At 60.5% G+C, this 12297-nt stretch carries 12 protein-coding genes and 1 other RNA gene; 8 read left to right on the top strand and 5 right to left on the bottom strand.

What is annotated here, in order from left to right; translation table 11 throughout:
- Positions 1-61 precede the first annotated feature (61 nt).
- The 4 genes from ACMLHG_RS01535 (at position 62) to ACMLHG_RS01520 (ending at position 5398) form a co-directional block, all read left to right on the top strand.
- Positions 62-1183, top strand: a complete 1122-nt coding sequence (locus ACMLHG_RS01535) for a GntR family transcriptional regulator (RefSeq protein WP_417169314.1) — start codon at positions 62-64, stop codon at positions 1181-1183.
- Between the two features lie 11 nt (positions 1184-1194).
- Positions 1195-2895, top strand: a complete 1701-nt coding sequence (locus ACMLHG_RS01530; protein WP_417169313.1) for an acetylxylan esterase — start codon at positions 1195-1197, stop codon at positions 2893-2895.
- Between the two features lie 61 nt (positions 2896-2956).
- Complete coding sequence (locus ACMLHG_RS01525; protein ID WP_417169312.1) at positions 2957-3733, top strand: DUF1559 domain-containing protein; 777 nt, start codon at positions 2957-2959, stop codon at positions 3731-3733.
- Between the two features lie 120 nt (positions 3734-3853).
- Positions 3854-5398, top strand: coding sequence for a glycoside hydrolase family 5 protein (locus ACMLHG_RS01520; RefSeq protein ID WP_417169311.1), 1545 nt, complete (start codon positions 3854-3856; stop codon positions 5396-5398).
- Positions 5399-5422: 24 nt separating this feature from the next.
- Here the strand turns inward: ACMLHG_RS01520 and ACMLHG_RS01515 are convergent, their stop codons facing one another.
- The 5 genes from ACMLHG_RS01515 to rnpB all read right to left on the bottom strand — a co-directional run bounded on the left by ACMLHG_RS01515 (position 5423) and on the right by rnpB (position 10082).
- Positions 5423-6694: a DUF445 family protein gene (locus tag ACMLHG_RS01515; RefSeq protein WP_417169310.1), complete on the bottom strand. Its 1272-nt coding sequence runs from the start codon at positions 6692-6694 to the stop codon at positions 5423-5425.
- 15 nt (positions 6695-6709) lie between these two features.
- Positions 6710-7708, bottom strand: coding sequence for a hypothetical protein (locus ACMLHG_RS01510; protein WP_295812435.1), 999 nt, complete (start codon positions 7706-7708; stop codon positions 6710-6712).
- The gene (waaF, locus tag ACMLHG_RS01505) at positions 7705-8766 is read right to left on the bottom strand and encodes a lipopolysaccharide heptosyltransferase II (RefSeq protein ID WP_295812433.1); all 1062 of its coding nucleotides are present in this window, start codon (positions 8764-8766) and stop codon (positions 7705-7707) included. The genes ACMLHG_RS01510 and waaF overlap by 4 nt, the downstream gene beginning before the upstream one ends.
- Positions 8767-8782: 16 nt before the next feature.
- Positions 8783-9598, bottom strand: a complete 816-nt coding sequence (locus ACMLHG_RS01500) for a metallophosphoesterase family protein (protein WP_294436907.1) — start codon at positions 9596-9598, stop codon at positions 8783-8785.
- Positions 9599-9709: 111 nt separating this feature from the next.
- Positions 9710-10082: RNase P RNA component class A (gene rnpB / locus ACMLHG_RS01495), an RNA gene on the bottom strand.
- A gap of 202 nt (positions 10083-10284) precedes the next feature.
- On the opposite strand from rnpB, the gene ACMLHG_RS01490 reads away from it, so the two are divergent.
- From ACMLHG_RS01490 to ACMLHG_RS01475, 4 genes are all read left to right on the top strand, one after another.
- A complete protein-coding gene (locus ACMLHG_RS01490) occupies positions 10285-11307 on the top strand; it encodes a LacI family DNA-binding transcriptional regulator (protein ID WP_417169309.1) in 1023 nt (340 codons plus the stop codon).
- Positions 11308-11337: 30 nt separating this feature from the next.
- On the top strand, positions 11338-11580 hold the full coding sequence (locus ACMLHG_RS01485) for a prepilin-type N-terminal cleavage/methylation domain-containing protein (RefSeq protein WP_417169308.1): 243 nt from the start codon (positions 11338-11340) through the stop codon (positions 11578-11580).
- Positions 11581-11613: 33 nt separating this feature from the next.
- Positions 11614-12036 (top strand): hypothetical protein, encoded by a 423-nt coding sequence (locus ACMLHG_RS01480; RefSeq protein ID WP_417169307.1) that lies wholly within the window; start codon positions 11614-11616, stop codon positions 12034-12036.
- 14 nt (positions 12037-12050) lie between these two features.
- Positions 12051-12297, top strand: a 247-nt coding sequence (locus ACMLHG_RS01475) for a hypothetical protein (RefSeq protein WP_417169306.1), incomplete at its 3' end; no start/stop codon positions are given.

The raw sequence follows: 12297 nt of genomic DNA, 5'->3' as shown, positions 1-12297 counted from the left end.
TTAAAATGGTTTATGGTATAATATTAATGCAATACACTAATACAGTTTTGAAGAGAGGACGATGAAACCATCGGTCATCATCAAGGACGGCCGGGAGGCGGCGTATCGGCAGGTGGCGCGGCAGCTCCGGAGCCGTCTGGGGGAGGGGAAACTTCTCCGTGACGACGGCAGGTTGCCGAGCTTCCGGCAGTTGTCGGCGGAGTACGGAGTGAGCATCTGCGTGATCCAGCAGGCGATGCGGCTGTTGCGCGAGGAGGCGCTGATCGAAGTGCACCACGGCCGGAGCGGGCGGGTGGTCGCCGATGCTGCGGCGGAGGCGGGGATTCTCAAGCTCGGGCTGATTCACCCGTATGTTCCCGATGGTTCGTTCGGGCGCCAGGTGCCGTATGCGTTGCTCAGATCGGTTGAGGAGCTGCACTGCAACGCGATGGTGACGGTGCGTTCCTCCGAGAGGGAACCGAAACGGGAGCGGGAAATTGCCGAGAATCTGCTCTACAATGGATTTGACGGCATCATTCTTTCGCCGGAGGACACGTTTGCCAACGCCGCTTTTTTCGAGGAATTGTCGCAATCGATTCCGGTGATGCTGCTCGATCAGGCGATTCCGGAGTGTTTCCTGCCGGCGGTGGTGACCGATTACGCCGATGGGGGCGACCGGATCGGGCGGGACCTCCGCCGCCGGGGGCGGAAACGGGCCCTGGTGCTGTTGAACGACCGCAGCAACTCCAGTATCCGGGATATGGTGCAGGCGCTGGCGCGCCACGTGGAGGTCGCGCCGCTGGAACTGCCGTTTTTCACTGCGGAAGAACAGGCAGACAATGACAGGTTGCGCTTGTGGGATGAGGTCTGCGCCCGGCTTGCCGAAGTGTTGCGCGGGGAGTCGGCGGATACGGTTTTTACCCCGTTTGACAGTGTTCTTGATACGTTCTACTGCCGCGAGATTCCGGAGGAGTTGCGGCGGGGGCGGCTTGGCGTGACGTTGCGCACCCGCGCCGGACGGTTTCACGCGCCGTCATATTACCGGATGGATCTGGTGGAGTGGCGCTGTTCCTTCCTCGATCTCTACCCGGTGGCGCTGGGGCGGTTGCTCAAGTGGCGTGCCTCCGGACGGCGCCCTTCCGGGACAAAAAAACTCAAGATCACATTCTATCGTGAATATCATAAGAACAACCACGATCAATGAAAGGAGTTGCAATGAAACGGATTCGAATGGCCGGGCTGATGTTCCTGCTCGGAATGGCGCTGGCCGCAGGCGGGGCGGAGAAAGTACTCTTTACCGCGGATTTTCTGCGGCAGGTCAAGCCGACCTCCACCCGCACTGTGACGGAGGAGAACGGCGTGCAGGTGCTGACGATTCAGGCGAAGACGAAGGCGGGGAACAAGGTTTCGATTCCGCTGGATCCCACGCTGCTTTCCGGGAAGAGTGTGGTGTTTTCCGCCGAAGTGGAGCAGGAGAATGTTTCCGCTCCACCGAAGCCGTGGAACGGCGTCAAGGTGATGCTTTCGCTCGTCTATGCCGACGGCAAACGCAACTACCCGCAGGCACCGAATGCGGTGGGGACGCTGCCGTGGCAGACCCGTTCGGCCCGCATCTCGCTGCCGCAGCTGAAAAGCGCGGCGTTTACGCTCGGCCTGGAACAGGTTTCCGGCACGGTACGGTTTCGCAACGTGCGGATTGTCGAGGTGGAGATGCCCGATTATGAGAAACGTCTCGTCACCGGCACGGCCAACCGGAAGGATGCCGCGTACAAGCCCGGCGAGGAGATGGTGTTCTCCTTCCGGATTCTCAACGACGGAAAACCGGAATCGGGGAAGCTCCGGATCGTTCGATCAAGCGATGACGGCCGGAAGGAGACCTTCGAGCGTGAGGTGAAAGCCGGAGAGACGTGTGAGGTGCGCGCCTCTCTGAATCAGCCCGGTTTTGTGATGGTCAAGGCGATGCTGCTCGATCCGTATGGAACCCCGGCGAAACGGCGCAACGGGCGCAACGTACAGTACGGACTCGCCGGAGGCGTTGCGGCGGAAACCCTGAAACAGGGGGTGCCGGAGCCGGCCGATTTCGACGCCTACTGGAGCCGGGCGAAAGAACAGCTCGCCGCGATACCGCTCCGGGAACTCGAACGCAAGGTGCTGAAGGAGACGGCCGTTTCGACCATTTACGACGTCAAGGTGGCCTGCGCGGGGAACCGGCCGGTTTCCGGATATCTTTCGATTCCGAAGGGGGCGAAGCCCGGATCTCTGCCGTTGCGAATTTACTTCGACGGCTACGCGGTCCACAGTGCGCAGGTGCGGGAGTCGCCGAAGGCGATCTGTTTCTTCGTCAATGCACACGGCATTGAGAACAACCGCGAGGCGGCCTACTACACCGCGCTGGCGCGGGGAGAGCTCCGGGGATACGGGTTCCGAAACGAGGAGAATCAGAAGCCGGAGAGCTGTTACTTCAACAACATGATCCTGCGCGACCTGCGCGCGCTGGAGTACGCCCGGAGCCTGCCGGAGTGGAACCGGAAGGAGATTTATCTCATCGGCGGCAGCCAGGGGGCGTTTCAGACGGTGGCGGTGGCCGGTCTGTCGGAGGGCATCACCTCGTGTGACATCAGCATCCCGTGGTTCTGCGACCTCGGCGGGGTGAAGATCGGCCGGGTGCGCGGCTGGCGCCCGGAGTACGCGCCGGGGCTGGGGTATTTCGACACGGTAAACTTCGCCCGGCGGGTCAAATGCCCGGTGAAGATCACCGCCGGCCTTTCCGACTGGGTCTGCCCGCCCTCGGGCGTCTGGGTGCTCTACAACAATCTGCCGGGACCGGCCGAACTCACGATGCTGCAGGGGCTGGATCACGCGGTCTATCCGGGTTACAACCGTGCGAAGGCCGCCCGGACCACCCATCGGAAGTAAGGAACGGATTCCGGGGCCGTCGTCCGGCGGTCCCGGAGCATAAAACAGGAGAACAGCGATCATGCGGAAACATTCCCACTCATTCCCCGGAAAACGAACCGGTTCGCCATTTCGATTCACTCTTATTGAACTTCTTGTCGTTATAGCGATCATCGCGATTCTGGCGGCGATGCTGCTGCCGGCGTTGAATGCGGCGCGGGAGCGGGGGCGGCAGGCAACCTGTACCAATAATCTGAAACAGCTGGGGCTCGGGTTTGCCATGTACGCCGGAGACAACGGCGACCGGCTGCCGCCGATGGATTACGGCGCCGGCAAGCAGCCTTACTGGAATGCCACCATGCTGGGGCGGCGGCAGGATGGATCTTACGGCGCAGAGATCGGTCTGACAAGCAGCGCTTACATCCAGCTCAGTCTGCTGCGCTGTCCCTCCATGGCCGGGAATTTTCCGCTCGACGGTTCGGACTCATGGTATGTTGCCACCTCTCATTACGGGATCAATCAGAATATCATACAACGGGCCACCGTCAATTCGCCGAGGCTCACTTCGATCAAGAATATTTCGAAAAAGTTCGGGCTGGTCGAATCGTGGATCGGCAGTTCCACCGGAATGGATGAGGCGAAGGGTTATTTTCGTATTACAGGGGGTACTGCACGCTTCGATTACAGCGACAGCGGGCAGGGATATCCGGCGGCACGGCATTCCGGAAGCTGTAATGTGCTTTCCCTCGGCGGGAACGTCTCCAGCTACAAGGTGTCCAATGTTCGCGATCCCGGGGCGTCCTATCCCTTCAATGTGCAGGATAGTGCCTGCTGGAACCTCCACTGGGTAGTGAAATAAGTCTGACTGTAGTGAAATCGGCAGAGATCCGTAACCGCCGATCGTTTTTGAGGACCGATCGGGAAGACTATTTTATCGATGACTTTTATGGCTCATTTTATTCCGAAAAGGAAAAAGCTGATGAAGAAACTGTTTTTATTGTTCGCATCTGCCGGAATGGTACTCCACGGTGCACTGGTCAGCACCGATGAGGTGCTGTTTCGGGAGAATTTCGACTCGCCGGATTCATTGAAACGCTGGCAGGCCAGTGGAACCCGTCCGGAATTTCTTCCCGGCGGCGCTCCGGACGGCAAAGGGAATGCGGTCCGATTTGTTCGGCAGAAGGACGGCAATTCGAAGATCACACTGCCCCTTGACCCGAAAAAAATCTCCGGCCTGATCTCGTTCGAGGGATATATCCGCGGCTCCGATTTGAGTGGAAAGGCCGATTATCTGGGGCCGAAATTCATGCTGACGGTCAAGGATGGAAAAAAGTACTACTACCCGGAACCAGTCAAAGGGTTCGGCAGTTACGGTTGGAAGAGGGTGCGGACGTTTTTCCAGATTCCGGAGAATTGCAGCAGCTTGAGCCTTACCATCGGGATCCAGGGCGGAAGGGGGATGTTTGAGGTGGCGCAGATCGAGATTCGCCGCGCCCGGGAGGGAAGTGACGAAGAGGCAGTACGCGATGCCGTGCGGGCTGATACTTCCGACATGCCGCGCGGCCCGGTGGTGCCGGGCATGCGGACACAGTACCGCGGTGTGATGAGCGGGGATGATCTCTCCCCAGAGGCGTTCGCCGAACTCGGCCGCTGGAAGGTCAACCTGCTCCGCTATCAGATGCGCCCGGATTCCGAATTACGGAAAGCACTGACGACCGAGGAGGCCTACCTGCGCTGGATCGACTCCGAGATCGCCCGGCTCGACAGGGAAATTCTGCCGCTGGCCCGCCAGTACAATATCAAACTCGCGCTCGATCTCCACTACGGCGGCAGAAAACTGACGCAGCTTCTCAGCAATGAGCTCACTCCCGACAGCACCAACCTTGTACTGCTGGAGAAAGCCTGGCGGAAACTTGCCGCGCACTACCAGGGCAATGAGATGATCTACGGCTACGACCTGTTGAATGAACCCAAACCGGAGGATCCCACGAAGAATCCGTGGCCGGAAATGGCACAGCGTCTGGTCGACGTGATCCGCGAAGTTGATCCCGATACGCCGATCATCGTCGAATGGTTTCTGACGCTGCCGTTCGCAGTTCGCGGCGAAAACATCATTTACTCGTTCCATTTCTACAGTCCGATGGAGTTCACACACAATGGAGTCTCTTCGGTTCGCAGCGCCGCCAACTGGCGTTATCCCGGCGCCATCAACGGCGTCTGGTGGGACAAGGAGCGGTTGCGAAACGAGTTTCGTCCCTACCTTGAATTTCAGAAGCGGCATGGAGTCCGTATTTTCGTCGGAGAATTCAGCGTGGTGGCGTGGGCGCCGGGCGGGGCTCAGTATCTGAAGGATTGTACCGAACTGTTTGACGAATACGGCTGGGACTGGACCTATCACGCATTCCGTGAATGGTCCGGCTGGAGCGTCGAGCACGCCGGGAAAAGCCGGAAAGACAACCGCCGGGTCGGCGACACCGACCGCAAACAGGTGCTGTTAAAGGCGTTTGAGAAGAACCGGAAGTAGTTCCATCCTCCGGGGAAGCCCCGGTCAGAGCGCCGTTGCGGCGAGCAACACCCCCGCGACGGCGCCGAGCACGTAGCCGAGCACCTGAATCGCCACGAGATGTTCGTCGGCAATCGCGAGGATCATCCGGTGGAATTCAGTCACATCCTGCGCCGCGACCGAGGCTTCAATCCGGTGCGGCAGATTGAGCCGGGCGATGAGGACCGCTTTCCCTTCGCCGCGCAGATAGCTCCCGACCCCCTTGCGGAGCGCGGGCAGAACCTGATTGCGGAGCATCTCCCACAGTTCCGGAGAGCGGAGCGTCTGGTCGGCCAGCTCCGGGAGCTTCTCCTGCAGGTAGTCGTGCAGAATCTCCTCCAGCTTGGCGGAACCACGGGTGAGCAGTTCCCGGAGATGCTCCTGCGCTTTCGGGCTGTGGAGGTAGTCCCGTACCCGCATCGTGAAGCGGAGCACTTCCTCGCGAATCAGCTCCTGCGTCGGTTCCTCCCCGAGTTTTTCGCTGATCTGGCGCTCGATGTGATCCCAGTCGAGGTAGTCCACCAGCCCCGCGGCGAGGTCCGCCGGCACCAGAATGCGCGGCAGAAGACGGAGTTTTTCCCGCAGGTAGTCGCGCACGCCGCTGCGCAGATTGTCGCGCAGCAGTGACGCCAGTTCCGGAGAACGTTTCCGCAGTTCATCGATGATGGCGGAGGCGAGTTTCTCCCGGTTTTCGGGGGCGTTCAGGTATCCGGCGGCCACTTCATCCCAGAGCCGCCGGAGATTTTCCGTCGTCAGGTTGTCGCGCAGTCCGGCGCGCAGCGCCTCTTCGACATGCGGCGCGATGAATTCGGATATCCGCTCCGAATAGCGCTGCAGAAAGCGGGTGGCAACGTCGCGCAGACGAAGCAGCAGAGATTCATTTTCAAAGAGTTCCGTGGCGGCTTTCCCGATTTCCGTGGCGATTTCGTCCGGATCGATCAGGTTCCGGGGGATCTCCTCCCCGAGCACCCGCCCGATTCGATCCTTGTTGGCCGGGATCAGCCCCTGGCGCCAGATGCCCAGCGTCGCGTAGCGCAGCCAGTGGCGGTCGGTGCGCCGGTAGGGCTTGAAGAGCATCTCGATGGCGATGAAATTGGTGAGGTACCCGACCGCCGCGCCGGTGAGAATCGGCATCAGCCAGGCGGTCACCCAGCCGGGAGCGCTCCAGAGCCCCGCGTTGCGCAGCAGCGGCAGCGCGATCAGCAGCGGCAGCGTCGCCCAGCTCACCGGGCGGATGATCTGTTCCGCCGAGCGCAGAAGCCGGTCGCTCCCTTTCATCGTCCGCCTCCGGCGTTACCGGCTCGTCTTCGGCGCGAGGTCGACCAGACCGCGGTTGACCGGAGCGGTGCGTTTTTCCTGCGGTGTCACCGCGGGCAGGCCGCCGGCATCGTCATCAGCATCATCCTCGATGAGTTTGCTCGCCCGGGTCTTCCCGTAGGAGGGATCCTTGAAGTCGATGCCGATGCGGGCCGGTTCACCGCCGACCAGCGACACCGTGCCGCTGACCGGATCGCGCAGCAGGGAGGGGATGGTCGAGGTGGTCTTGCGGTATTCGTTGGCGATGTTCTCCCCGTCGATGCTGAAGGCGAGATAGTGCCCCACCTTGGGCGAGACCGGCATCAGCAGGTGAATCCGGCTGAGCATGTCGATCTCCGCCTGGAACTTCTCCTGCCCGATGGCGCGACCGATCCGCATGACGCCGAAGACCTTCTGCGCGTCTTCCACGATCAGGTAGTAGTAGCGGTTGCTCCCCTCCACCAGCGAACGGATGGTGTAGGTGCGGGGAATCGCCTTGCCGGCATTTTTCCCGGTGAGGTCGGGGATGCCGACGGTCCGGCTCCAGTTGTCCACCCCTTTGGCCACCTGGAACTTGAGGTCGCGGCTCTTGTATTCCGAAGGGAGCATGCTGTGGGAGAGATAGACGTTGATCCGGTAGGTGCCGAGGGCGTCGATATTGTAATACTTGTTCACCGGCAGGACCATCCGCTTGACTTCGCCGGGGCCGAGGATCAGCCCGGTGACGGAGATTTCCGCGCCGGGGCGCTTCGGCACCACCCGGCCGTTCGCGTCGCGGATTTCGAAGAGGATGAACCCCTGCAGCCGCGGATCGCTGCCGAACACCAGCGCCCGGCCGGAGTCGTTCCGCAGGGAAATGCAGGCGTAAACCGGTTCGTACTGCATGTAAACCGTGCGATTGAGGTCGATGTCCAGCCCCATCTGCGCGTGGACGGCGAGGGCGGCCAGCAGAAGGAGGAGGCCGGTGACGAGTTTGCAGGAGGTGAGTTTTATCATGATTTCCGGGATCCTTTCCTGGTTTCGAGACGGGTTGAAATTTCTTCTGCGATGCGCTCCGGATCGAGCGCGTGACAGGCGGAATCGGTCGGGCAGACCCGCTTCAGACAGCGGATGCACGGCAGATCCCGCTGGAATGTCCTGCTTTCCGGACTGTACGGACCGGTCCGTTCCGGATCGGTCGGGCCGAAAAAGCCGAAGACCGGGCGGCGCAGCGCCGCCGCCGCATGAATCGGACCGGAGTCGTTGCTGACGACCGCGTCCGCGCGGCGGAGCAGCTCCATCATCTCGCCGAGCGTGGTTTTCCCGCACAGGCGGAGCAACGGGAAATCCGCGGGGAGCGCCGCCGCGATCGCCTCCTCCACCGGACGGTCTCCTGCGGAACCGGCCGTCGCGAAGGAGAGGTCCGGCACCCGGCGGTGCAGCGATTCGCTCACCCGGGCGAAGAGTTCCGGCGGAAACTGCTTGCTGGCCCAGCGTGCGCCGGGGATCAGCACCACGAGGTGTTCCGGCAGCCACCCGCATTTTTTTTCGAGCGAAGCGAGATTTTCCGGCTGCTCCGGCAGTTCGGGCAGTTCGACGGCGCAGGGATCGTGAAAGAGGGCGCCGACCAGATTGACGTACCGTTCGACCGCATGCCCCGCCGGAACCGGGAAGTGGAGCCGGTAGAAATAACGGGCGAGCGGTTCCCGCGGGGCGGCGAATCCGACGACCGGTCCGCCTTTGGCCAGAAAGGCGAAGAGCGCACTCCGGGTCAGCCCCTGAAAATCGAGGATGAGATCGTACCGCTTGCGGCGGAGGTTGCGCACCAGCCGGAAAAATTCCGGCAGCAGGGAGCGGAACTGCCCGAGTTTTTTGCGTTCAAAGAGGATCGTTTCCGAAACCGGCCACGGGCTGTAGCGCAGGATTTCCGCGAAGGCGGGGGCGACCAGAAAGTCCAGTTCCGCCTCCGGCAGCCGCCGGTGCAGTTCCGCCAGCGCCGGGAAGAGATGGATGATGTCACCCAGACTGCTCGGTTTGATGACCAGAACGCGTTTGATTCTGCCGGCGTCGATCATAACGGATTTGCCGGGGTTACGTTCCGGCGGCGAGCCGGAGCGCCAGCCGTTCGGGCAGGCCGGCGTCGATGATCTTGTTCTGGGCGGCACCGATGTCGTAGGGCAGCCGGTAGCGGGTGATGATGTGATTGTCCGTATCGAACACCGCAAAGCTGGCGCGCGGATCGTGGTTGCGCGGCTGACCGATGCTGCCGACGTTGAAGAGATACTTGTAACCGACCTTGACCTCGACCGGGAGTTCGTCGGCGTAGTTGAAGTCGACGTTGGCAATTTCGCAGGAGGCGTTGGTGGTCCACTCCGGCAGTTCATCGATGCTCCGTTCGTTCAGCGTGGTGATCGGCTTCTTGACGAAGGCGACCGGCACGTGGGAGTGGCCGCAGAAGCAGATCTGGGTGAACTGATAGGAGAAATTGTCCGCCGCGTGGTGCGCGTCGAAGATGTATCCCCAGTTCTCCGGCGTATCCAGCGTGGCGTGGACGATGGTGGAGTTGGTGCCGGGCACGGTGGAGCGGTAGGGCATCCCGACCAGCCAGGCGCGTTCGGCCTCGGTGAGCTGCTGCCGGGTCCAGTTGACCGCGAATTTCGCATGCGGGTTGAATCCGGACATCTCCGTATTGCCGTTTGCCGTGTATTCGTCATGGTTGCCGCGCACCATGGCCGCCCAGTTGAGGTCGCGGACCAAATAGAGACATTCGCGCGGTTCCGCATTGTACCCGACGATATCGCCGAGCGAGACATACCGGTCGACCGCAAGTTCGCGGCATTTTTCGAGAACCACTTTCAGCGCGTCACCATTGGCATGGATATCGCTGAGAATCGCATATTTCGCCATCTTTGCCAAACATTCCCGGACGTTTCCCGGGGGGGATTCCACCTTCCCTCCCGGACCTGAATTCAAAACCCCCCGCGCGGCGCCGGATTCCGGAACCGCTCCGGGAGAAGAGATGCGGCGGTTGCTGTAAGCCGGATTCTGTGCTCTCCGCGAACGGAGGCGGCAATCATCTGTCTATGCGACCAGAACCCGGGATTGATAGCGCCGCGAGCAACGGCATCATCCCCTATTTGGTCTTGCTGCGGGAGGGGTTTACCATGCGGCGCCGCTCTCGCTGACGCGCCCGGCGGGCTCTTACCCCGCCTTTTCACCCTTACCTCCGACAAATCGGGGGCGGTATTTTTTCTGTGGCACTGGCCTTCCCGCGGAATATGGTCCGCGGTATCCTTCTTTTCAAAAGGACTCCCTGCTCTGTGCAGTCCGGACTTTCCTCAACGGCCCCGGAGCGAACTCCTTCGACCGCCGCGACTGCCCGCAGCCGACACATCTCTATGGAATGGTTAATATAGCAATCCCTTTGAAATATACAAGAGGAATCGGCGCTTTTTTGCCTACCTTTTCCCCGCTCCGGGGGAAAAACTCCCCCGAAACCTGAAAAATGAAAATATTTTCATCGCCGCTCTTGCTTTTTGCCGTGATATCGGGTATAATTAATAATGAAAATATTTTCACAGAGAGGAAGCCAGGTGAAACTGAAGGCAAAAAAGGTGACGATCCGGGACATCGCCGAACAGTGCGGGGTGAGCATCGCGACGGTGTCGCGGGCGATCAACGGCACGGCCGGGGTGCGTCCGGAGATCAAGGCGCAGATTTTTCAGTGCATGGAGGACTGCGGCTGGCGGAGCAACAATCTGGAGTCGCGGCTGTCGCTGCCGTCGTCGGAACGGAGCGTGGTGATACTGACCACCCGCCGGGAACCGTTGGCGGAGTACAGCATCACCACCCGGCTGATCGACCGGTTCCGGGAGGAGGGGTATCTGCCGCTGCTTTTGGTGGGTGGCACTTCGATGGGGCTGGAATTCTGTCTGCAGAGCAAACCTTTTGCGGTGATTTTCTACGGGAATCCGTCGCTGTTCCGGGAGCAGATTGCGGCACTGATGGCGGAACAGGTCCGGGTGGTTGTGATCGGTTCTCCGCTGGAGAGTGATCCTCCGGCGCCCAATTTCCCGGTGGATAATGTTGCGCTGGTCCGCCGTGCGGCACGGCGGTTGCTGGAGGCGGGCCATGAGCGGATCGCATTCTTCGGCGAGTTCGGGGAGAGCGCCCATGTATCCCGGCGGCATCTTCTGCCGGAAAAAGTTCGCCATGCGCTGGAGACAATTGCGGAGAGCGTGCCCGGCTTCGACCCGGTCCGCGACAGTGTGGGGGAGAGCTATGGCGACACCACTGCGCTGAGGCAGTTTCTCCGGCAGAGCCGCCACACCGGCTGGATCTGCGGCAACCTGCGGCTGGCGAAGCTTTTCTATTTCTGCGCGCTCGAACAGAATTTGCAAATTCCGCGCGATCTTTCGGTCGTCACTTTCGGGCAGCCGCTGCCGGAATGGGATTTCCCGGTGCGGTTCACTTCGGTTGCGGCCGATTCCGGCCGGACCGATTCGGATATTCTTGAACTGCTCCGGCGCGAATCATTTCCGACGGCGGAGCGCCATCATATCGGAGCGATTCTTGTCGAAGGCAACAGCGTAGCGGAGGCGAACCATGAGAAGTAATTTTTCACACTCAACCAGGGAGAACAGAATATGCAGAGAAAAAAATCATTCGTCATTCCATTTACTCTTATCGAGCTTCTTATTGTAATTGCGATCATCGCAATTCTTGCCGCGATGCTGCTTCCGGCGCTGAACAAGGCGCGGAATTCGGCGAAGGCGATTCAATGTACCAACAATCTCAAACAGGTCGGTACGGCTTATGCGATGTATGTCAGCGACAACCGTGACTGCCTGATTCCGACCATCTTCGACAGTGCGGGGACGGATCGCTGATATCAGCGGATCATGGGGGAAGATGGGAAACTTTTGAAAATCAATAACTTTTACTGTCCGGCCATGCCGACTGCCCCGGAGATGGATCAGGCAGTGCTGATCCACTACGGTCAGAACGAGACAATCGCCCGCGTCTGGACGAATCCCCGTCCACTGGGCTCCATCACCAAACCGGCGATCCGCTATCTCATTACCGATACCTGGCGCAGCATCGATGCCAGCACGATCGACTATGAGGACGGCTATTTCCGATTCAAGCCGGGCAACAACGGACTTCAGAGCGGTTATGGAGTTTCCGCGCCGCGGCACGCGTCGCAGGCGAACGTTCTCTGCCTCGATTTTCATGTGGAATCGGTTCGGAGCAGCCGTCCGCTCTTTCCGCACCAGGCGTACCCGTTTCTCTGGACGGAAATGGCCAGTCATCCCCATCTCGACGCGGTGGACTGGCCGTGGTGAAGGAGGGGGAAAGAATGAAGTTTCGAATTGTTGCTGTCGCCGTTGTCTGCCTGCTCGGCGGGATGTCGGTTCCGGCCGTGACGGTAGAAGAGAATTTCCGGGAATACTCCGACTTTGATTCCGCGCATCACCGCTGGATGTTCCGCGGCGTCGGCGGCGAGGTGATCGACGGAGAGTACCGGTTCAACGGTGTGTCGATCGAGGAACCGATACAGGCGGATATCAGACCTCTGCTGGTTCTGGGGATGCCGCGCGACTTCC

Source organism: Victivallis sp., assembly GCF_048170485.1.
GTDB lineage: Bacteria > Verrucomicrobiota > Lentisphaeria > Victivallales > Victivallaceae > Victivallis.
This window is presented reverse-complemented; position numbering and strand designations above follow the sequence as displayed.